Annotated in this window: 12 protein-coding genes and 3 pseudogenes; 9 read left to right on the forward strand and 6 right to left on the reverse strand. The window is 34.7% G+C overall.

What is annotated here, in order from left to right; genetic code table 11:
- Positions 1–19 precede the first annotated feature (19 nt).
- Positions 20–421: a 50S ribosomal protein L7/L12 gene (gene rplL, locus OPR37_RS01345; protein ID WP_007301986.1), complete on the forward strand. Its 402-nt coding sequence runs from the start codon at positions 20–22 to the stop codon at positions 419–421.
- A gap of 58 nt (positions 422–479) precedes the next feature.
- Positions 480–8,999: a DNA-directed RNA polymerase subunit beta/beta' gene (locus OPR37_RS01350; protein ID WP_082241855.1), complete on the forward strand. Its 8,520-nt coding sequence runs from the start codon at positions 480–482 to the stop codon at positions 8,997–8,999.
- Positions 9,000–9,033: 34 nt separating this feature from the next.
- Here OPR37_RS01350 and dusB read toward each other — a convergent pair whose 3' ends face one another.
- On the reverse strand, positions 9,034–9,984 hold the full coding sequence (gene dusB / locus OPR37_RS01355) for a tRNA dihydrouridine synthase DusB (protein ID WP_010402373.1): 951 nt from the start codon (positions 9,982–9,984) through the stop codon (positions 9,034–9,036).
- A gap of 12 nt (positions 9,985–9,996) precedes the next feature.
- Positions 9,997–11,484, reverse strand: coding sequence for a hypothetical protein (locus OPR37_RS01360; RefSeq protein WP_213864008.1), 1,488 nt, complete (start codon positions 11,482–11,484; stop codon positions 9,997–9,999).
- A 127-nt stretch (positions 11,485–11,611) separates the two neighbouring features.
- Between OPR37_RS01360 and serS the strand changes: the two genes are divergently transcribed.
- The 3 genes and pseudogenes from serS to OPR37_RS06260 form a co-directional block, all read left to right on the forward strand.
- Positions 11,612–12,892 (forward strand): serine--tRNA ligase, encoded by a 1,281-nt coding sequence (gene serS, locus OPR37_RS01365; protein ID WP_264685027.1) that lies wholly within the window; start codon positions 11,612–11,614, stop codon positions 12,890–12,892.
- A gap of 33 nt (positions 12,893–12,925) precedes the next feature.
- Entirely contained in the window at positions 12,926–14,197 is a 1,272-nt protein-coding gene (gene purD / locus OPR37_RS01370; RefSeq protein WP_213864009.1) for a phosphoribosylamine--glycine ligase, read from the forward strand.
- Positions 14,198–14,380: 183 nt separating this feature from the next.
- Positions 14,381–14,446, forward strand: a pseudogene (locus OPR37_RS06260) (WPE palindromic element domain-containing protein); the annotation flags it as partial.
- Between the two features lie 74 nt (positions 14,447–14,520).
- On the opposite strand, the gene OPR37_RS01375 reads toward OPR37_RS06260, so the two are convergent.
- Positions 14,521–15,012, reverse strand: coding sequence for an RDD family protein (locus OPR37_RS01375; RefSeq protein WP_026097229.1), 492 nt, complete (start codon positions 15,010–15,012; stop codon positions 14,521–14,523).
- Positions 15,013–15,149: 137 nt separating this feature from the next.
- On the opposite strand from OPR37_RS01375, the gene icd reads away from it, so the two are divergent.
- The 3 genes from icd to nth all read left to right on the forward strand — a co-directional run bounded on the left by icd (position 15,150) and on the right by nth (position 18,612).
- Positions 15,150–16,568: an isocitrate dehydrogenase gene (gene icd, locus OPR37_RS01380; protein ID WP_264684952.1), complete on the forward strand. Its 1,419-nt coding sequence runs from the start codon at positions 15,150–15,152 to the stop codon at positions 16,566–16,568.
- 82 nt (positions 16,569–16,650) lie between these two features.
- Positions 16,651–17,952, forward strand: coding sequence for a molecular chaperone DnaJ (locus OPR37_RS01385; RefSeq protein WP_213864012.1), 1,302 nt, complete (start codon positions 16,651–16,653; stop codon positions 17,950–17,952).
- A gap of 21 nt (positions 17,953–17,973) precedes the next feature.
- Positions 17,974–18,612: an endonuclease III gene (gene nth, locus OPR37_RS01390; RefSeq protein WP_007301977.1), complete on the forward strand. Its 639-nt coding sequence runs from the start codon at positions 17,974–17,976 to the stop codon at positions 18,610–18,612.
- Positions 18,613–18,753: 141 nt separating this feature from the next.
- Here nth and OPR37_RS06265 read toward each other — a convergent pair.
- Together OPR37_RS06265 and purH are read right to left on the reverse strand one after the other, a co-directional pair.
- Positions 18,754–19,639: pseudogene (locus OPR37_RS06265) on the reverse strand (IS5 family transposase).
- A 476-nt stretch (positions 19,640–20,115) separates the two neighbouring features.
- The gene (gene purH, locus OPR37_RS01405) at positions 20,116–21,636 is read right to left on the reverse strand and encodes a bifunctional phosphoribosylaminoimidazolecarboxamide formyltransferase/IMP cyclohydrolase (RefSeq protein ID WP_007301976.1); all 1,521 of its coding nucleotides are present in this window, start codon (positions 21,634–21,636) and stop codon (positions 20,116–20,118) included.
- 152 nt (positions 21,637–21,788) lie between these two features.
- Here purH and OPR37_RS06270 point away from each other — a divergent pair.
- Positions 21,789–21,929 (forward strand): annotated as a pseudogene (locus OPR37_RS06270) (WPE palindromic element domain-containing protein); the annotation flags it as partial.
- Between the two features lie 87 nt (positions 21,930–22,016).
- Here the strand turns inward: OPR37_RS06270 and fmt are convergent.
- The gene (gene fmt, locus OPR37_RS01415; RefSeq protein WP_096097199.1) at positions 22,017–22,916 is read right to left on the reverse strand and encodes a methionyl-tRNA formyltransferase; all 900 of its coding nucleotides are present in this window, start codon (positions 22,914–22,916) and stop codon (positions 22,017–22,019) included.
- Positions 22,917–22,922 lie beyond the last annotated feature (6 nt).

Below are 22,922 nucleotides of genomic sequence, written 5' to 3' on the forward strand. Positions count from 1 at the left end.
GTTAAATAAGGTGGTCAGTATGAATAATGTAACAAGTGATTTGGTTGATAAAATATTATCTTTAAATCTATTAGAAGCTTCTGAACTTGTAAAAGTTCTAGAAGAAAAAATAGGGTTGCCTAGTGGTTCTTTTCTTGGTGGAGCTGTTGGTGCTGGGGTGCCTATTAGTGATAATGCTAATGCTCCTGTTGCTCAAGAAAAAGCTGAATATAAAGTTGTAATCAAAGAGATTGATGCAAGCAAAAAAATAGGAGTGATTAAAGCTATTAGAGAAGTTAATTCTACATTGAATTTAAAAGAAGCGAAAGAATTAGTTGAGTCTTTACCCAAAGATTTGACTGCTAATGTTTCTAAAGACGAAGCAGAAAAAATAAAGCAAAAACTTATTGAAGCAGGAGCAACTAAAGTTGAGCTTGAATAAAATGTTAGTATATTAATTTTATGTTGATATAGCTCTTTTAATTAGTGAAGGTATTTTAATGGTTGATTCTTCTTATATGTGTGCTTCTAGTGCTTTTGTTCCTAGAGTTTCTTATTCCAGGTCGATTGATTTAAAAGATTCTTTGTTGGATTTGGTTAAAGTCCAAAAGGGGTCATATAATTCCTTTACTCCTAATAATGAGAGTAATGAAAGACTTGAAGCTATCTTTCATACAATTTTTCCAATATCTGATCCTTTGCATAGGGCTACTATCGAATTTTTGAATTGTAGGGTAGATGATCTTAAGTATAGTGAATCTGAATGTATAAAACGTGGTATAACTTTTTCTGCTCAGGTTATTGCTTCTATACGTCTTGTTATTATGCAGGATGGTGTTTCTCTTGAAAAATATCAAGAGATTAAAGAAGATGATGATCATTCTAAGCTTGCAACTGTTATAAAATCTGCTGAAGAGCAGGAGGTTCGCTTTTGTGAACTGCCTATGATGACTGATAAAGGTACTTTCATCATCAATGGCGTAGAGAAAGTTATCGTTTCACAAATGCATAGATCTCCTGGAGTGTTTTTTGATAGTGATAGGGGAAAAACTTACAATTCTGGCAAATTGATCTATTCTGCTAGAGTTATTCCTTATAGAGGTTCTTGGCTTGATATTGAGTTTGATGTTAAAGATCATTTGTATTTTCGTATTGATAGAAAGAGAAAGTTGCCAATATCAGTTTTATTAAAGGCTTTGGGCTTATCAAATAATGACATACTTAATAAATTTTATGAAAAAATAGAGTATATAAAACATAAAAGTGGCTGGAGAGTACCTTTTTCCCCTGATAAATTCAAGGGAGTGAGGCTTCCTTTTGATTTAAAGAATGTTGAAGGCAATGTGTTACTTAAAGCCAATGTTCGTATTACTTCAAAATTAGCTAAAAATCTATATGATAACGGATTGAAAGAGTATCTAATTCCTTATGATTCTATATGTGGTTTATTTCTTGCAGAAGATTTAATAGATAGTGCTAGTTCTACAAAAGTCTTATCTGCTGGTGAATCTATAAAATTAGAGGATATAAAAAAGCTTGAATTATTATCTATAGATAAAATATCAGTGTTGAACATAGATAATGTTTCTGTTGGACCTTACATATTAAACACACTTTTCTTAGATGAAAACATGTCTTATGAGAACGCTCTATATGAAATATATAAGGTTTTGCGTCCTGGTGAAGTTCCTGTTTTAAAGATAGTAGAGGAGTTTTTTCGTAATCTTTTCTTCAGTTCGGAATATTATGATTTGTCTAACATTGGTAGATTAAAACTTAACTCTTGCCTTGGGTTAAATTATGAGGAAAATTTAACTACTTTAACACATGAAGACATTATTGAAATTATAAGAAAAATAGTATTGTTACGTGATGGTCAAGGATCTGTAGATGATATTGATCATTTAGCAAATAGAAGAGTCCGTTCAGTTGGAGAGTTTATAGAAAATCAATTTAGAACTGGATTATTAAAATTGGGACGGGCAGTAGTTGATTCTATGTCTACTTCTAGTTTAGATAAAGTCTCTCCATCTGATTTTATAAATCCAAAAGTGTTAACCAATGTCTTAAGAGATTTTTTCAACTCTTCCCAATTATCTCAATTTATGGATCAGACTAATCCATTATCTGAAATAACACATAAAAGAAGGTTGTCAGCGTTAGGTCCTGGTGGTTTAACAAGAGAGAGGGCGGGATTTGAAGTGCGTGATGTTCATCCAACTCATTACGGAAGAATTTGCCCTATTGAAACTCCTGAGGGGCAGAATATAGGCTTAATTAATAGCTTAGCTATATACGCTCGTATTAATAAATATGGGTTCATTGAAAGTCCTTATAGGAAAGTAGTTAATAAGGTTGTTACTGATCAAATTGAGTATCTGTCTGCTATAGATGAAGGTTTATATTATATAGCCGATACCAGCGCAAAGCTTGATGAGAACAACTGCTTTGTTGATGATATGTTATACTGTAGGTATGCTGGTACCTTTGTAATGGTAAATAGTAATCAAGTAAGTTACATTGATTTATCTCCTAAGCAGGTAATATCGGTTGCTGCTTCTTTAATTCCATTTTTAGAAAATGATGATGCTAATAGAGCGTTAATGGGTTCAAATATGCAGCGTCAAGCTGTACCTTTATTGAAGCCTACTGCTCCTTTGGTTGCTACTGGCATGGAATCTTTCGTAGCTTCTGGCTCTGGTGCTGTAGTTTTAGCAAAACGTGGTGGCATAGTTGACAGCTCAGATAGTAACTCTATAGTTATACGTGCTTTTGACAAAGGAGGAATTAACTACTTGGATGTAGATATTTATCATCTAAGAAAATTTCAGCGTTCTAACCATAATACTTGTATTAACCAGAAACCACTGGTGCATGTAGGTGATTGTGTTAAGGAAGGTGATGTGATAGCTGATGGTCCTGCTATTAATAACGGTGAATTGGCACTTGGCCAAAACTTGCTAGTCGCTTTTATGTCTTGGCAAGGTTATAATTTTGAAGACTCAATCATTATTTCTAGTGAAGTTGTTAAAAAAGATCTATTTACTTCTATTCATATAGAAGAATTTGAATGTGTTGTACATGACACTCCTTTAGGGTCGGAAAAAATAACTCGTGCCATACCCGGTGTTAATGAAGAAAATCTTTATCACTTGGATGATAGTGGTATAGTAAAGGTTGGTACAAGAGTTGGTCCAGGTTATATTTTGGTGGGGAAAGTTACACCTAAGCATTCTCTTTCATTGCCTCCTGAGACAAAATTGTTAATGACAATTTTTGGTGAAAAGTCATTTGATTGTGTGGATTCCTCTTTATATACATCTCCAGATATTGAAGGGATAGTGATTGATGTGCAGGTCTTTACACGCAGAGGGGAAGAAGAAAACGAAAGGGCGTTTCTTATTAAACAAAAAGAGGCAAACGACTTTGAGAAAGAACGAGACCATATAATCAATGTTATTAATCAATATTTCTATGATGAATTAAGAAAAATTCTTATTAATTCTGGCTCTCAAGATCGAGAAAGTATTAATTTTATTGAACGTGAGGGATGGTGGGATATAGGATTGAAAAACCAATCTATTTCTAAGCAAGTTGAGAGCTTAAAAAAAGATTTTGATGAAAAAGTATCACATGCGATAGCAAACTTTAAGCGAAAAGTAGAAAAATTGCATGAAGGCTATGATCTGCCTCAAGGTGTGTCGATGTCAGTAAAAGTTTTTATTGCTGTAAAACATAGTTTGCAGCCAGGGGATAAGATGGCTGGTAGACATGGAAATAAAGGTGTGATTTCTCGAGTTGTTCCAGTAGAAGATATGCCTTATTTAGAAGATGGTACTCCTATTGATATTATTCTTAACCCTCTTGGCGTTCCTTCGCGAATGAATGTAGGTCAAATATTGGAAACGCATGTAGGTTGGGCTTGTAAAAAATTAGGAGAAAAAGTAGGCAATATTCTTGATGAGATCAATAAAATCAAACGTGCTTTTTGTGAGGCAATTAGATCTCTCAGTGATGATGATTTTGAAAAATTTGCAGCATTATATCTTGATAATAAAAAATTTGAGGATATTAATGATGATGAAATAACGGCTTCTATTTTAGATACGCCTAATAAGGATGAATTAAATAATGAATTGACTACATTAGTAGAGAATTATTTCAACTCTTGTAAAGATGCACACAGTAGTTTACGTCACTTCCTGATTGAGGTTTATAGTTGTGGCAGTAATTTATCTATTTGTAATAACATTCGCGATATTAATGATAATCACCTCATTGAATTTGCGTATAAGTTGCGTGATGGCATTCCTGTTACTGCACCTGTATTTGAAGGTCCAAAAGATGAACAAATAGTAAAGCTATTTGAACTTGCTGGATTGGATAACTCTGGGCAAGTTGTATTATATGATGGTTGCTCGGGTGAGAAGTTTGATCGCAAAGTTACAGTTGGTTACATGTACATGCTTAAGTTGCATCACTTAGTAGATGGTAAAATTCATGCGCGTTCAGTAGGACCTTATAGCTTAGTTACTCAACAACCTCTTGGAGGAAAGTCTCATTTTGGTGGTCAGCGTTTTGGTGAAATGGAATGTTGGGCATTGCAAGCCTATGGTGCTGCTTACACTTTGCAGGAAATGTTAACTGTGAAGTCTGATGATATTAATGGCAGGGTTAAGATTTATGAATCGGTAATAAAAGGTGACAGTAACTTTGAATGTGGAATTCCTGAATCCTTTAATGTCATGATAAAAGAGTTGCGTTCCTTGTGTTTTAATGTGGATTTGAAGCAAAATGACATAGTAATTGAAGATATATCTCATACTAACATCGCGCAATCTTTTAATGAGGTTAGCATTTCCATTGCTAGCCCTGAAAGTATTAAACGTATGTCTTATGGAGAGATAACAGATGTTTCAACTGCAAACTACCGTACATTCAAAGTTGAGAAAGGTGGATTATTTTGTCCTAAAATTTTTGGTCCTGTCAATGATGATGAATGTTTATGTGGAAAGTACAAAAAAAGAAGACATAGGGGCCGTATATGCGAAAAATGTGGAGTAGAAGTTACATCTTCTAAAGTAAGAAGAGAAAGAATGGGTCATATAGAGCTTGCATCTCCTGTTGCTCATATATGGTTTTTGAAGTCACTTCCTTCAAGAATTGGAGCATTATTAGATATGTCTCTTAGAGATATCGAAAGTATTTTGTATAGTGATAATTATGTTGTAATAGATCCTCTTGTTTCCTCTTTTGAAAAAGGTGAAATTATTAGTGAGAAAGCTTATAATGAAGCTAAAGATAGCTATGGGGTCGATAGCTTTATAGCTATGCAAGGTGTTGAAGCTATAAGAGAATTGCTAATACGCCTTGATTTACATGAAATTAGGAAGAATTTAAGACAGGAGTTAGAGTCTGTTGCTTCTGAAATGAGAAGAAAGAAAATTATAAAGAGATTACGTATTGTTGAAAATTTTATCAAGTCTGGAAACAGACCTGAGTGGATGATACTTACAGCTATACCTATTTTACCACCTGACTTGCGTCCCTTGGTATCGCTTGAAAGTGGTCGACCTGCAGTTTCTGATTTAAATCATCATTATAGAACTATTATTAATCGAAATAATAGATTGAGAAAATTGTTAAGTTTAAATCCTCCTGAGATTATGATTCGTAATGAGAAAAGAATGTTACAAGAGGCAGTTGATTCTCTTTTTGATAATAGTCGTCGTAATGCTCTGGTAAATAAAGCTGGCGCTACTGGATATAAAAAGTCTATTAGCGATATGCTGAAAGGAAAGCAAGGTCGTTTCCGTCAGAATCTTTTAGGAAAAAGGGTAGATTATTCTGGACGTTCTGTAATAGTTGTTGGTCCAACTTTGAAACTAAATCAGTGTGGATTACCGAAAAGAATGGCTCTTGAGCTATTCAAGCCTTTTGTTTACTCAAGGCTTAAAATATATGGAATGGCTCCAACTATTAAATTTGCTAGTAAGTTAATAAGAGCAGAAAAGCCAGAAGTTTGGGATATGCTTGAAGAAGTAATAAAAGAGCATCCTGTTTTGCTAAATAGAGCGCCTACGCTACATAGGCTTGGTATTCAGGCTTTTGAGCCAGTCCTTATTGAAGGTAAAGCAATACAGCTTCATCCACTTGTTTGTACAGCATTTAACGCTGACTTTGATGGTGATCAAATGGCAGTACATGTGCCAATTTCATTGGAAGCTCAACTTGAAGCTAGAGTGTTGATGATGTCAATTAATAACGTTTTAAGTCCTTCTAATGGAAGACCGATTATAGTTCCTAGTAAAGATATAGTGCTTGGTATATACTACCTAACTTTACAGCAACTTAAGAAGGATGATTTACCACTTTTTTGTGCTTTTTGTGAAGTTGAGCATTCCTTAAACAACGGTACTCTGCATATTCATTCTCATATAAAGTACAAAATGGAACACATCAATAGCGATGGAAACATTCAGTATAAAACTATTTGTACAACTCCTGGACGTTTAATATTATGGCAGATTTTTCCTAAACATGAGAATCTAAGCTTCGATTTAATAAATCAGGTATTAACAGTTAAGGAAATAACTAGTATTGTTGATTTAGTATATCGTAGCTGCGGTCAAAGTGCTACAGTGGTATTTTCTGATAAATTGATGACACTTGGCTTTGAGTATGCTACATTTTCTGGTACTTCTTTTAGTCGTTGCGATATGGTCATACCTGAAACTAAAGCTACACACGTTGATTATACAAGGGGTGAAATTAAGAAATTTTCTGCACAGTATCAAGACGGACTAATCACTAAAAGTGAGAGGTATAATAAAGTTATAGATGAGTGGTCTAAGTGCACAGATATAATAGCGAATGATATGTTAAAAGCGATATCTCTGTATGATGAAAATAGTAAGTACAATTCAATATATATGATGGTTAGCTCCGGTGCAAGAGGTTCTACTTCCCAGATGAAGCAGTTAGCAGGAATGCGAGGGTTAATGACCAAACCTTCTGGTGAAATTATAGAAACACCTATAATTTCTAATTTTCGCGAAGGATTAAATGTATTTGAATACTTTAATTCTACTCACGGTGCGCGTAAAGGTTTAGCTGATACTGCACTTAAAACTGCAAACTCTGGATACTTAACTCGTCGCTTGGTTGATGTATCTCAAAATTGCATAGTTACAAAACATGACTGTAAAACGAAAAATGGCCTTATTGTAAGAGCTATAGTTGAAGGTAGTACTATAGTTGCATCTCTAGAGAGTGTTGTACTGGGTAGAACAGCTGCAAATGATATATATAACCCAGTAACCAAAGAGTTATTATTAAAAGCAGGGGAACTAATTGATGAAGGTAAAGTAAAGCAAATCAACATTGCAGGTCTTGATGTTATAAAAATTAGATCGCCTTTAACTTGTGAAATAAGTCCTGGTGTGTGTTCTTTGTGTTATGGAAGAGACCTTGCAACTGGTAAAATTGTTTCAATAGGTGAAGCAGTTGGTGTTATCGCTGCTCAATCTGTTGGAGAGCCAGGTACTCAGTTAACGATGCGTACTTTCCATATAGGTGGGGTAATGACTAGAGGTGTTGAATCCTCAAATATTATAGCTTCTATTAATGCTAGAATAAAATTAAACAATAGTAATATAATTATAGATAAAAACGGAAATAAAATTGTGATAAGCCGTTCCTGTGAAGTCGTTTTAATTGATAGCCTTGGTAGTGAAAAATTGAAGCACAGTGTGCCTTATGGTGCTAAACTTTATGTAAATGAGGGTGAGTTAGTAAAAATTGGTGATAAAGTTGCGGAATGGGATCCGTATACACTACCTATTATTACGGAAAAGAGTGGTACAATATCTTACCAGGATTTAAAAGATGGAATTTCAATCACTGAAGTGATGGATGAATCTACAGGGATATCAAATAGAGTAGTAAAAGATTGGAAATTGTACTCTGGTGTAGCTAATTTACGTCCTCGTATTGCACTGCTTGATGATAATGAAAAAGTAATAACACTTTCAAGTGGTGTGGAAGCATGTTACTTTATACCAGTTGGTGCAGTGCTTAATGTACAGGATGGCCAAAAGGTTCATGCAGGTGATGTTATCACAAGAACGCCGAGAGAGTCGGTTAGAACTCGTGATATTACTGGTGGCTTGCCTAAGGTTATAGAATTATTTGAAGCACGTCGTCCTAAAGAGCATGCTATCGTTAGTGAAATAGATGGCTATGTAATGTTCTCTGAAAAAGACCGTAGAGGAAAACGCAGTATAGTAATTAAACCTGTAGATAAGCAAGCTTCTCCAGTTGAGTATTTAGTATCAAGAAGTAAGCATGTAATAGTTAATGAAGGTGATTTTGTGCGTAAAGGTGATTTATTGATGGATGGCGATCCTGATCTTCATGATATTCTACGTGTGCTTGGGTTAGAAGCGTTAGCACACTATATGATTTCTGAAATACAGCAAGTTTATAGATTGCAAGGTGTGCGCATAGATAACAAGCATTTAGAAGTGATCTTAAAGCAAATGCTACAAAAAGTAGAAATTACCGATCCTGGTGATACTATGTACTTAATTGGAGAAAATATTGACAGGCTGGAAATTGATAGAGAAAATGATGCTATGAATAACTCTGGAAAACGACCTGCTCATTATCTTCCTATTCTGCAGGGAATTACTAGAGCAAGCCTTGAAACTAATTCCTTTATTTCTGCTGCCTCTTTCCAAGAAACAACAAAAGTACTTACGGAAGCAGCATTTTGCGGAAAGAGTGATCCTTTGAGTGGGTTAAAAGAAAATGTTATAGTAGGAAGGTTAATTCCTGCTGGTACGGGTCTGATTATGAATAAGGTGAAAGCACTTTCGCTTTGTGAAAATATAGATAAATATGAAAAATATTTTGATATTGAGACTTATGACGAAAAATTGCTGAGTGATAATAGTTATCAATTACATTCTGATGAAGAAGAGAGTGTGGTGGCATCGCACTATGATCAGTCAAATTGAATATATCTAATGAGGTAGTATGTTTAATCTGTTTTTAACTAAAAAAATCGATTATATTTTCTTTCACCTCTGTGCTGTCTATTATGTTATTTACTCTTACACGAAATTCAGATGAGTTTTGAAGCCCGCTACTGTACCATCCTATATGTTTGCGGGCCATCTTTATTCCTGTATCGCTTCCATAGTACTCAAGAATACTGTCATAATGCTTGAGTATTATGCTTAATCTCTCTGAGGCTGTTGGCTCAGAAACTTTATTTCCACTCAAAAAGTTTATTGCTTGATTAATCAGCCAAGGTTTGCCGTAAGCACCACGACCTATCATTACTCCATCTGCCCCAGATTCTTTAAGTGCACTTTGAACATCATTCAAACTCTTAATATCTCCATTTACTATAACTGGAATTTTTACCTGCTCTTTAACATTTCTAACGAATTTCCAATCTGCTTGACCATTATAAAGCTGTGCCCTTGTCCTTCCATGTACAGTAATCATCTTTGCTCCCAAATCTTCTGCAATTTTTGCCAAGCGCGGAGCATTACGATTTTCGTCATTCCATCCAGTACGCATTTTTACTGTAACTGGCACACTCACTGCCTTGACTACAGCTTCTATTATCTCAGCAGCCTTTTTTTCATCACGCATAAGTGCTGACCCTGCGTAACCGTTTACAACTTTTTTAACTGGACAACCAAAATTTATATCTATGATTTTTGCACCCATGCCCTCATTTAACTTTGCAGCTTCCGCCATAACATCAGGCTCACAACCAGCAAGTTGTACAGCGGTTAGTTCATCGACTTTTGCTTTTTGCATGCTCTGGCGAGTTTGCATGATCATAGCTCTGCTTGCAATCATTTCTGAGACTAGCAAACTTGCACCAAGTTTCTTTACAATACTCCTAAATGGATAGTCAGTCACTCCAGACATTGGCGCTAAAATAACTGGAGAATCAATCGTCAAACTTCCTATTTGTAGGGACATAGATTTTATAGATTAATTACTTAAGCCCAAACGTCTTGCACACGTTGTGGTAACATTTTGAATAATCGAACTTATGGTAGATTGTGCCTCCTCTTTCTTACTATCTTCAGAAATGAGCTGCTGTATAGTATCATGTAAAATTCCACCTTCAGCAATGGATTCTTTCCACTCTTCATCCTCCATAAGTGCTTTTGCGAACTCTCTTCTCTTCTCGTGCAATTGTCCTGGACTAGGCTTGTACTTTGATAACTCTCTGTCAATTTCATCAAATGATTTATCCTCGTTGAGCATTTCCGTAATCCTATGAGCATTTTCTAAAGCAAATACTCCACAATTACAGCCATCTTTTTGCTGATCAACCGCAGAACTCTTTATGCTATCATTTCCTATCTCTAAGGTTTCCTGCAATATGCCCACTATATAACTAGTATCAATTGGCTTACTAACTAACTTATTTCTATATTCTCTTGCATGACCTAATGTTTTTTCAACATCATCTTTTTTCTCTTTAAGGCTAGCATTATCTGGATTATTTTCTCTTTTCCGTATTAAACTTCCCACCTCATTATTTAAGGGTACTAGACACTTCTCAGCAATCTCATTAGCAAGACTTATATCGTCTTTTACCTTTCCTTCAACCTCATTTGGTAATTTATTACCAAATGAGTCACAATAATAAGCTCTAAATTGTCTGTTACCATTACATGTGACTATCAGTGTTACCCAGTGATTTCCTCCTAAATTAATAATCGAGGCAAAGATTTTTTTTGTGTTCCCTTGTTCTATTTTATACTCTTTCAGTTTTGAGTTTAAAGTACTCACATCACCAGGAATACAAAAAACTACATTGCCACTTGAATTTTCTGAATAGTTATATACAGCTCTTGCAATATGAGAAATATCATGTTCTTGTAGCCAGTAATAGTAATTTTCTCTATTTGTCTGATGCATAAGAGTTTGTAAATTTTCATGAAACTCTTTGCCACCCAAACCACTATCTCCTGAAGCATTAGAATTTCTACGACTATTGTTACTTGAGGCAGGTTCACTTCCTGGTACAATACCACTATCTGTAGATGGAGAATAGGAATTTCTACGTACCCTCTGATCCGAATCATTTGTTTGTCTTGATATAGTATCTAGTCCACTATCCAGTGATTTACTTCTTGTGAATTTTTGCTCTTTTGGACTCTTTTCTTCCTTTACAGTTCCTTTTTCATCAACATAACCTTTTACCAAGTAAAATAAAGGTTCAATAACCATCTTGTATGTCGCTGCAAGCACTATTCCCATTAAGATCCAAGCTATAGGGTTGGAGATGAGCATAGCAAGTGGTAAGGTTAAGAGGAAAGATCCCATTATTAATCCCAAACAGCCAATGGTAAATGTAGTCGCCAAATATATACAAAAAGCGTAGACAGCAAATCTTCCACTAGCCTTAAGTTTAGTGAAGTGAGTACTCTCTTTAGATTTATTGTATCTTTCTATGATGGCTAACATATTATATTTTACGTTTATCAATTCTAGCAAATTATGAAGGTAAAATCAATATTAGCATTTATATGTAAAAATATTGAGCATTCAAAGCTTTTGAAGTAGAGTAATGATGTTAGTAATAGCACAACATATGCATGATATAGAACATATACGCAAAAACCCTAAAGGATTTGAAAAAGCAATAAAAAGCAGAGGGGTGAAAGAATTTACTACAGAAGAAATATTAGAGATTGACCATAAAAAAAGATCACTGACTACTAAATTGCAAGCTTTAAATAAGCAACGAAACGAGGTCACGGAAGAAATAAAGAGGCTTAAAATGAACAAAAGCCCATGTGAAGAACAAGTAAAGTTATCAAAAAGCATCACAAGTGAGATAGAGACAATCAGCCTCAAGGAGCAAACAGAAAAAAATAAGTTAGTGGATATTTTATCTAACTTACCAAATATTTCTGCACAAAATGTACCAACAGGTGAAGATGAGAGCTCCAACGTAGAAATCAGAAAATATGGAAAGAGAAGAAAATTTGATTTTACACCAAAATTTCATTATGAACTCGGAGAAAGGTTAGGCTTGATGGATTTTGAACAAGCAGCAAAAATTTCTGGATCAAGGTTTACAATACTAAAAGGACAGTTAGCTAAGCTTGGACGAGCATTAATAAATTTTATGCTGGAAACACATGTTAATGAATTTGGTTATACTGAAGTGCATCATCCAGTTTTAGTAAAGGATAGGGCGATGTATAATGTTGGTCAACTACCAAAATTTTTTGATGATTCATATTTAACTACCGATAAATTAAGATTAATTCCCACAAGTGAAGTAGTTTTAACAAATTTAGTTGCTGACAAAATAATAGAAGAAAAAGAACTGCCTATTCGTTTTACTGCATATTCAGAATGTTTTCGTAAAGAAGCTGGTAGCGCAGGACGAGATACAAGAGGTATGATAAGGCAACACCAATTTGGTAAAGTGGAGTTGGTAAGCATCACAACTGAAGACCAGTCAAATGATGAGCTTGAACGCATGACAAATGCTGCTGAGGAAATATTAAAAAAATTAGAACTACCGTATAGAGTAATGCTACTTTGCAGTGGCGATATGGGTTTTGCTGCACAAAAGACTTATGACATAGAGGTATGGTTACCTGAGCAAAATAAATATAGAGAAATATCAAGCTGCTCAAATTGCGGTACGTTCCAGGCAAGAAGAATGAACACTAAATACTTCTTAGAAAATGACAGAAAAACAAAAAAATACGTTCACACTTTAAACGGCTCAGCTTTAGCCATAGGAAGAACAATTGTTGCCATAATGGAGAATTATCAAAATTCCGATGGGTCAGTTACAATACCAAACGTGTTGCAAAGATACATGAGTAATGATACTGTTATAAGCAAACAATAATTTTGACATATATAGAAAAGCGAGGAAATAAAGATGAAGGTTTTGGTTATAGGTTCTGGTGGGCGTGAGCATGCTTTACTTTGGGCTCTAAAGAAGTCTCCTATCTTGACTAAGTTATATGTTACTCCTGGTCGCCCGGCCATGGAGAATTTTGGAGTTCTTGTGAATATAAATATTCAAGATTCAGTGGATGTTACACAATTTTGCAAGAAAGAAAATATAGAGCTAGTAATTATTGGTCCAGAGCAACCGATAATTAATGGACTTGCTGATGATTTAACTGCGGAGGGGATAAACGTTTTTGCTCCAAGTCAAGCAGCTGCAAAACTTGAGGCATCAAAGTCTTTTACGAAGGAACTATGTAAACAATATGGTATACCGACCGCCAAGTATGAACGTTTTATTGATGAAAGGTTAGCTAAAAATTTTGTCCGTAGTAATAAAATAAAATTGCCGCTTGTAATTAAAGCAAATGGAATTGCAGCAGGGAAAGGTGTCATAATATGCCACACAGAAAATGAGGCTTTTTCAGCAATAGATTCAATGCTAGTGGAGAAAAATCTTGGTGAGTCAGGTGAAGAAATAATCATAGAAGAGTTTTTAATTGGAGAGGAAGTAAGTTTTTTTGCTCTTATTGATGGGTTGAAGGTAGTAACCCTTGGGTGTGCAAAAGATTACAAGAGAGTTGGTGAAAATAATGAGGGACAAAATACTGGAGGCATGGGGTCATACTCATCACCTTCGATTATAAGTAAGGAGATGGAGCAAAAAATTATCCAAAAAATAATATATCCTACAATTCAAGCACTGACTAACATGGGAACATCCTATAAAGGAGTACTCTTTGCTGGTTTAATGATTTGCAAAGATAGTCCAAAGCTTCTTGAGTATAATGTTAGGTTTGGGGATCCGGAAATACAATCTATGTTACCTAGACTTGATCCAAATTGTGATTTGCTAAAGTTGATGTTATCAGTTGCAGAAGGCAAGTTAAATACAAAAATGGTGGAGTTTAATCACAAAACTACAGTTTGTGTAGTCGTTGCAAGTAAAGGCTATCCTGGTGATTATCAAAAAGGAGAGGTAATTAAAGGATTGGATAAAATTGAAAACATTCCTGGAGTGCTAGTATTTCATGCTGGTACTAAGCTAGATGAAAATGGTAATTGGATTTCCGATGGCGGAAGGGTACTAAATATAGTAGGAGAAGGAAACACTGTGGAAGAAGCTAAAAGTAAAGTGTACTCAGCATTAAATTTTCTAGAATGGTCAGGTGGGTTCTTCAGGTATGATATTGGTAGTTAATTTAGCTCATGCAGAAACGAAAGAAGTCACTTTGCAAGCAGTAAACTAAAGAAAAACATGATATCTGTTCAGATTCATGTGAAACCAGTGCTTCTTTTCTTGTCATGAAAGTAGCTGACACTGGGATCCAGGTTGATGAAAGCACACTAGCATAGAAAGTGGTTACAACGTTTTCGATGAGATTATATGGAAAACTGGATTCCAGTGTCAAGCACTGGAATGACACCGTCTATTATGCAAATTACCTGCTAATTGCAATGTTCGTACAGATGTGGGTCACGCGCTGGAATAACACCCTTGGTGATAACAACTAAAGAAAAACATCAACTAGGTTTATAGTCTATCACTACTGTTTTTGCAATTTTGTCATTAAGGAACTGTTTATGCTTATCAAATGTTGCAAACAATATGATAATAATTGGTAAAATTATAAATAGACTAGAAATACTCAATATTGTATAAAAAATTATAAAATATAACACTCCAAAAGTTCCTGTTCTGATTATTGTTTGTGTTATAGTGATTTTTTCAAGTGTATTTTTGTCTTTTATATGCATACGAAGCAATAATTGTCCCGGAGTTCCGCCGAATTCTATTATCGTAAATGCATAAAATGCTAATGCCAATATTAGCGCTGTTACATTAAGAATTGTTGCGTTGTCTGAAATTATTTTAACCGCATTGGGTGTTAAAGAACCTAAGGTACATCCAACGTTAAATCCAATAAAATACTTTATCGCCGTTAATAAAATATGATCAAACGCAAATGCAAAAATGCGTCTCGTAACTCTTGCATAGCTTATTTTAGTATCCATATAACCCCACCCGCATTACTAACTGACATAAGAACATGTTATTAAATAACTGTAAATATGTCAACTTGTACAGTACTAGCTGCTTGTGCCACTATATTATTTGAATTAACATTAAATCATTTACAGTTAAGGAAGTTATGTCAACATCAGTCACAGTTGCGTATGGTGATGGTATCGGACCAGAAATTATGGAAGCGGTGCTGTCGATATTGCGTGAAGCGAAAGCAGAGATCTCAATAGATATTATTGAAATAGGAGAGTGTGTTTATAGTAAAGAATGGTCTCACGGCATTTCTCCAAGTGGTTGGGAATCTATCGAAAGGACAAAGATATTACTCAAATCTCCAACAACAACCCCTCAAGGTAAAGGGCACAAAAGCTTAAACGTTGCACTCAGAAAGAACTTAGGGCTGTATGCAAACATTAGACCATGCATTTCGTATCACCCTGTTATAGAAAATAAATTCGATAAATTTGATGTTGTTGTAATACGCGAAAATGAAGAGGACGTTTACACCGGAATAGAGCATAGGCTCACTGGTGACTCGTACCAATGCACTAAAATTATTACTAGATCTGGCTCAGAAAAAATATGCAGGTATGCTTTTGAATATGCGAAAAAACATAACAGAAAGAAAGTAACTTGCCTGACTAAAGACAACATAATGAAAATGACTGACGGCGCTTTTCATGCAGCGTTTGATCGTATTGCAAAAGAATATCCGGATATAAAGGCGGAACATTATATAGTTGATATTGGAATGGCACGTGTTGCCACAGAACCCGAGAATTTCGATGTTATAGTAACTGAAAATCTATATGGCGACATATTATCAGACATAGTAGCACAAACCTCAGGTTCTGTAGGGCTTGCAGGAAGTAGCAATATAGGTAATGAATATGCAATGTTTGAAGCGGTTCACGGCTCTGCTCCTGATATTGCAGGAAAAAATATAGCTAATCCTTCTGGTCTTTTAAATGCCGCAGTACATATGTTGGTCTATATTGGTCAAGTGAGTACTGCAAAACTAATCTACGATGCATGGCTCAAGACTTTGGAAGATGGAGTACATACCGCTGATTTATATAAGGAGAAAAAGAGTAAACAAAAGGTTGGAACAAAAGAATTTGCAAAAGCTGTTATAGATAATCTAGGGAAAAAACCCACAACGTTATCTGAGCTTATAATTAGCAGTGATTCGGATAGTAAAATAAATAAAGTACAAGACAATTACGAACAAGATTACAAAGTTAAAAAGCTAGTGGGTAGTGATATAACGCTTGCTTGGGACAAATCCAACAATTTTGATCAAATAGTTAGGTTATTTGAATCGAGTAATCTGAAAATGATAGCAATATACTCAAAAGGACTTGCAATTTGGCCAGGAGGCTCAAAGTCTTCAAGTGACCAAATAATCTGCAGGTTTATTGCAAATAATGAAATTACAAATAGTGATGTGAATAACTTGCTAATCAAATTTGAGGAACACAATTTTGATGTGGTGAGAATGGATAAGTTGTATTTGTATGATGGGAAAGAGGGTTTCTTCTCTTAGTGGTTGCTTGATATTTTTATGCTTGTGTGAAACATTAAATATATTATACTAATAGCATCGTGTATTTATGTGAGGTGTAGTAATGAGTCAACATTTTAAGTTAACTGGTCAGGAGTTTTATGATAGTAATGGTCTGTTTAACGTACTAGAGATAAAAGCTGAACAAATTGTAGGTAAAGATTATCAAGCTCTTAGCAAGTTTCTGAAAAAACAATATAATAAATTGATACTTGTAAACCATCCTGACAAAGGTGGAAACAAAAATAGATTTGATCAGATTTATAAAGCTTATCAAGAGCTAAAAAAGTACATTAAACCTTTGGAGTCAGGAAATCCTTGTGTTAAAGTCAGCGTTGATGCTGAAAGTAATGGACGTTTAACGGCAAGAGAGTTTCACTATAGGAGAAAGTTGTTTAACGAGCTAAAAATCAGTGAGGAAGAAGCTGTAGGTAAAGATTTTGATGGGTTGATTGCTATACTAAAAAGAAATGATTGTTCGTTTGGAGAAGACCTAAAAAGCTATAATGAACTTCAGGCTCAAATAGAGAGGATTTTGCTAAATCCAAATTTAGATAATTTTCAGAGGAGTGTACAAAGTGCAAAGTTAATGCAAGAGTTATATCAATATATAGCAAAGCCAAGCATACAATTATTCAATTATATTTCTCCTCTAAAGGAAAAAAAGAACCTAGTAGATGAGGATAAAAAAGAATTAGCGTTAAGATTTATAGAACGTAAAAATGCCTTACTATTTATTCGGACTCTTAGTGTTCTACCCTTAGGCCTGTTAACTACAGTTACTATAGGTTGCTATTTTTCATGGTGGATCATAGCATTTAACATCGCTATTAGTAGAGCCTCTGGTTTATTAGTGAATTATTATATGGAAAAGTATAAAAATTCAGAAATTTCTACTGATGAATTCATGAGTAAAATGAGCTATATCGAGCTAAGTAGTAAGCTTCTTATCAACTATCCTTTAGCTGCTTTTTCTGTTTATTTAGTTACAATAAATTTCATTGCTAATGGATTAACTGTTGGTGGAGCTGTACTTGGTCCACTATTGTTATTGGCAGTATTAATTGAAATGTTAGCTCCTGTTTTCTCAAAAGGCTGTGAAATATATGCTGACAAGCACACAAAAGATTTACTAGAAGAGGATCCAAGAGATAGAGTGCAAAAGGAGACTGATCTGTTAGGACGGTATGATCCACGAAGGCTATTAATGCCGATAATTATGCCTCTTGTTAGAAAGTGTTTTGCAGAAGTGGCAAGCAAATTTGCTGAGAGGAATTTTGATGAGGTAAAAACTGATATGTCTGATGTTAATACTGAAGGACTATCTAATCCTCAAGCAATTGAATTTGCACAGCAAACAGTATAGTATAAGCTTTTAGCTCTATGCATGGACTCAAAAAAAGTAGAATTAATATTTGAAAAATTTCAACAGTCAAATCCTGCGCCAAAAATAGAGCTAAATTATACCAATCATTTTACGTTATTAGTTGCAATAGTTCTGTCAGCGCGGACGACCGATATAAGTGTTAATAAAATTACAAAGGAGCTATTTAGTATCGCTGATACGCCAGAAAAGATGTTGAATCTTGGGCAAAGTGAGCTGAGAAAATGCATAAGCAGTATTGGTTTATATAATTCCAAAGCAAAAAATATAATCGGGCTCAGCAAAATATTGATTGAGAGGTACAATAGCAAAGTGCCTACTAATTTCGATGATTTGGTATCTTTACCAGGGGTTGGGAGAAAGAGCGCTAATGTGTTCTTAAATTCAGGGCTTGGTATTCCAACATTGGCAGTTGATACTCACGTTTTTAGAGTGAGCAATAGAGTTGGGCTTGTGAAAGAAAAAGATGTACTTAAAACAGAGCAGTCTCTTTTGAATGTAGTGCCAAAAAAATACCTACTTTATGCTCATCATTGGCTAGTTTTACACGGTAGATACATTTGCAAGGCACAAAAACCTTTGTGTGAAGCGTGCACAATTCATGATTTATGTGAGTTTGAATGCAAGAGGTATAAAGTCTAGCACAACACTTCGATATTTCTTACTTTTATCATCCAAGTAGCTGATCTCTATGATGGTGTCAACCGAGTAGCTTACACTGGGATGGCTTTGTTGCATCGCTTATCGGATAGTGGGTAAAGCATAAAAAATTCATGAAACTACCTAAAACTTAGCCATGCCAATATCAGTAAATTTATTGAGTAAGTAACATTTTATTAGCAACTCTTTTTCTCGATTTACTTCAGATCTATTTCTAAAACTAAACCCAAATATTTGCTTTAATCTTGAAAAAAATCCTTCAATATATGACCTTTTTCCATAAACTGCTTCCTTCTTCCACTCTTTCACACCGTCTTTACCACATAATCTAATGGCAGCATTCCTTTCAGCCATATAATCCAATTTTGTATGCTCCGCTGCACGATTTTTCGGTAAAATTTTGTCTTTATATCATATTTTTTGCACAATTTATAAAGCTTGATAGGCTCTGTCTGCATATAATGCTTTTATAGCATGCTGAAAGCTGAGCAAGTCGCAAGCACCATAATGGTCGGAGTAGGCACCATTGCTATATTGTGCAGCTATAGCTTTTTTACTATTTATACTCAATATTACGTGTAGCTTTCTTACCTGTTTATAACTGCGATACTTCTCTATTTTCCTTACTGTGACCAGGTGTATTATCTGATACTTGTACTGTCTATGGCAATTTCAATATCTTCCATATTGTTTTTATCAACTCTGCAATCATTGATCTTAATATTGAAACCTTCTTGAAGCCTGCGAATAGCTAATGACTGCTAACTACTTGCTGCAAATATCCTTTTATAAACCCTACCGTTTGTCTTAAGCCAATTCTAAAGAGACTAGCGACTATATGCACTAAAATCACAACTTTATTACTATAAATATAATTTCCACCTCGCATTTTGGGGCTATTTTCGTACCAATTTTCTATTGCCTCATTAATAAAATGAAAAATATTTCCTCTTTCTTGCAGAAATCTGTTATATCCATGGCAGTTACTGACTCTCATTTTTTGTGACATATTTTTCTTTCGTAGGTTAAATGCCTGTTTTATAGTGAATTTCGTCAGTAACTTCCAGTTCTTTTTATCTGAGCTATGCAACAAAGCCCACTGGAATCCAGTCTTTCTTACCAACAAAAACTTAGAATAACTTTTGTTCTTAAAAAATTTCTAGATTCCAGACTCATGTTTCAATGTTAAACAAGGTACAATAGAATTGAGTAGGGTAATTTCTAGGGAATTATTATATTCTAGAAAAAGTAAAATGTCATCCAGATAGGCTAATGTACAAGGTAAGCTGAATGTCTATAAGGAAAAACAGCAAGGCATTTTAGGATTTGCTATAAATCGCATCAGGAGCTCAAGAGTACAGCTTACAATTACAGATAGGTATAGTTGAGTTTAAAGTAACTACATAAATTTACTACAATTTTCATACCTATAAGCTGCTATGCAACAAAGCCCTGTGTGGGTATAATTTTGACAGGATACAAAGCTTAATGGAGAAAGTTACGAACATCAGTGAAAAACATGGCAATTTTATTCTCATTTGCAGCTGCTATCACGTCTTGATCTTTCAATGAGCCACCTGGCTGAATTATAGCTGTAATTCCATGCTTTGCACTTTCTACTATACTATCTGGAAATGGAAAAAATGCATCTGAAGCAAGCGCTGCGCCTTTACATTTTTCACCTGCTTTTTTTACTGCAATATTCACACTATCTATTCTGCTTGTTTGTCCTGCACCGATGCCAATAGCACAACCGTCTTTTGCTATCACTATTGCATTGGATTTTACATGTTTACATATTTTCCAAGCAAAAATAAGATCTTCCTTCTCTTTTTTTGTTGTAGTGCATTCTGTCACTCGGTTTATTTCTTCTACTTTTACTGTATGGTTATTATTTTCTTGCACTAAGAACCCGCCAACAACATTTTTGATTTGATATTTTGCATTTTGCTGAAGAGATTGATGAATAATCACTCTTAAATTTTTCTTTTTTTGTAAAATTTTTAGTGCCTCATTGTTTACCGATGGTGCTATCATCACTTCCAAAAATATCTCGTTTAATTTCTCTGCTAGCTTTAAATCTATCTCCCGATTGAAAGCAACTATTCCACCAAAACTGCTTATTTCATCACATGATAGAGCTTTTTCATATGCTTTTAAAGCACTATCACTAACAGCAGCGCCACATGGATTATTGTGCTTTATTATCACTGCTGCAGGTTCTTGAAACTCAGAAATTATGTTAAGTGCAGACTCTATGTCGACTATATTATTATAGCTCAACTCTTTTCCATGTATTTTCTCCAGTGGATACTTGCTAAATTGATTGCTATAAAATGCAGCTTTTTGATGAGGATTTTCACCATATCTGAGTCCTTGTGCTTTACATCCATATAAAGTAAAAAACTCTGGTAACTCATTGCTTTTACCCTGTGATAAAAACCAATTGTAAATATTAGAATCATACTGTGCAGTCAGAGCAAATGCTTTAGTTGCTAGATGTTTTCTATATTCTAATGTTGTCTGATTGTTATTTTTGATCATCTCAGCTTTCAGTGTTTCGTAATCTTGAATGCTAGAAATCACTGAAGTGAAATGAAAGTTTTTTGCTGTAGCTCTAATTAATGCTACTCCACCTATATCTATTTGTTCTATGATTTGCTTCTCACTTGAGTTGCTATTAACCGTTTTCCAAAATGGATATAAGTTAGTTATAAGCAGATCTATCGGCTTAATTTCTAGATTCTGCATTTCCTTTTCGTGCCTTTTTCGATCACAGAGTATTCCTCCATGAATTTTAGGATGTAAAGTTTTCACTCTGCCATCTAGTATTTCTGGAAATTGTGTGTAATCTGAAACTTCTTGCGTTTTTATTCCCGCACCTGATAGCACTTTATAAGTATTCCCTGTTGAGAGAATTTCTATTTGTTGCTGCATCAAAAACGATGCAAGTTCAATTATATTTGTCTTATCGTATACTGATATTAAAGCTCTTTTAATTTTCATATGGAAGGTTTCTTAAGATTATATCTAAGAAAAGAAAATTTGTCTATATATAGCTACTACGTCATACCACTGCGGTATCTCGTTGTAGATTCCGCTAACAAGCACATAGCTGTACGAACATTGTGATACAAGAGATCAAGAAAGATGTCATCCCAGTCCCCAGACACTGGGATCCAGAAAACTTCACTTTAAATGAGCACACCAGGTAATAGAAACTGGATTCCAGTGTCAAGCACTGACCATCTACTACTCAAATTACCTGCAAATTGCAATGTTCGTACACCAAAACGCGGTATCTTGTTGTAGATTCCGCTAACAAGCAGCGGAATACCAAATTGTAGAAGTTGCTTTAGCTCTCCTCACTCTCCTTTCAAAGTAGTCTATTCTATAAATTTTTTTGTTAAACTTGATTTTAAGCCACGAACAAAATCTTTAATATCGCAAGGATTTCTTCCTTCCATTTGTACAACTTTAGGAATTAAAGTACCACCTTTTAAACTTATATGCATATTATCATTAATGATCTCACCTTGTCCTGAAGTGAAGGCTTCAAATTCAGCATCAAGTATCTTGATACGTTTATTCTCTACCTTAATGAATGCTTTTGGATAAAATGCTTTAACCTTTCTATAAGCAATTTCACAGGTGTCACTTGCGTAAATTTTATAGTCTTTTACTTTGTCAGCATAGCACGCATCGTTATCGCTCTGTTTTAAGGGAACTTGCTTTTCAATTTCGTTTAGTACTTTCAGCAGTAAATCACTACCTAATTCAGACAATTTATCATACAACGTCTTATAATTATCGCTTTTTTCAATAAGAAATTTTTTCTGTTTTAAAATAGGGCCAGAATCTAATCCTTCATCTAGCTGCATAATGCTAACTCCGGTTTCTTGATCTCCGGCTAAAATTGTGTGCTGTATCGGAGCTGCACCGCGCCACCTAGGCAGCAATGATGGATGAATATTAATACAACCATATTTGGGAATATTTAAAATTTCTTTTGGAAGTATCAATCCATACGCAGCAACAACTGCAACGTCTGGCTTAAAATTTCCAAACTTTTCTTGCTCTATCGAAGATTTTAAAGAGGCAGGAGTACATACCTCTATGTCACTTTTTTCAGCAACGATGTGTACTGGCGATTTTGTTAACCTCTGCCTACGTCCAGAAGGCTTTGGAGCTTTGGTATATACTGCTACTACTTCACTCTGTAATTTCAATAGTAAGTTTAACGCACCAACAGCAAACCCCGGTGACCCCATGAAAATAATTCTCATATTTTC

The sequence above is a fragment of the Wolbachia endosymbiont (group B) of Lycaena phlaeas genome (genome assembly GCF_947251875.1).
Classification (GTDB): domain Bacteria; phylum Pseudomonadota; class Alphaproteobacteria; order Rickettsiales; family Anaplasmataceae; genus Wolbachia.

Bases quoted from the DNA above. Each gene is read 5' to 3' on its own strand.
- nth (WP_007301977.1), top strand. From the start codon at position 17,974: ATGGACTCAAAAAAAGTAGAATTAATATTTGAAAAATTTCAACAGTCA.
- rplL (WP_007301986.1), top strand. From the start codon at position 20: ATGAATAATGTAACAAGTGATTTGGTTGATAAAATATTATCTTTAAAT.
- OPR37_RS01375 (WP_026097229.1), bottom strand. From the start codon at position 15,012: ATGGATACTAAAATAAGCTATGCAAGAGTTACGAGACGCATTTTTGCA.
- purD (WP_213864009.1), top strand. From the start codon at position 12,926: ATGAAGGTTTTGGTTATAGGTTCTGGTGGGCGTGAGCATGCTTTACTT.
- OPR37_RS01385 (WP_213864012.1), top strand. From the start codon at position 16,651: ATGAGTCAACATTTTAAGTTAACTGGTCAGGAGTTTTATGATAGTAAT.
- serS (WP_264685027.1), top strand. From the start codon at position 11,612: ATGCATGATATAGAACATATACGCAAAAACCCTAAAGGATTTGAAAAA.
- icd (WP_264684952.1), top strand. From the start codon at position 15,150: ATGTCAACATCAGTCACAGTTGCGTATGGTGATGGTATCGGACCAGAA.
- OPR37_RS01350 (WP_082241855.1), top strand. From the start codon at position 480: ATGGTTGATTCTTCTTATATGTGTGCTTCTAGTGCTTTTGTTCCTAGA.
- fmt (WP_096097199.1), bottom strand. From the start codon at position 22,916: ATGAGAATTATTTTCATGGGGTCACCGGGGTTTGCTGTTGGTGCGTTA.
- purH (WP_007301976.1), bottom strand. From the start codon at position 21,636: ATGAAAATTAAAAGAGCTTTAATATCAGTATACGATAAGACAAATATA.
- dusB (WP_010402373.1), bottom strand. From the start codon at position 9,984: ATGTCCCTACAAATAGGAAGTTTGACGATTGATTCTCCAGTTATTTTA.
- OPR37_RS01360 (WP_213864008.1), bottom strand. From the start codon at position 11,484: ATGTTAGCCATCATAGAAAGATACAATAAATCTAAAGAGAGTACTCAC.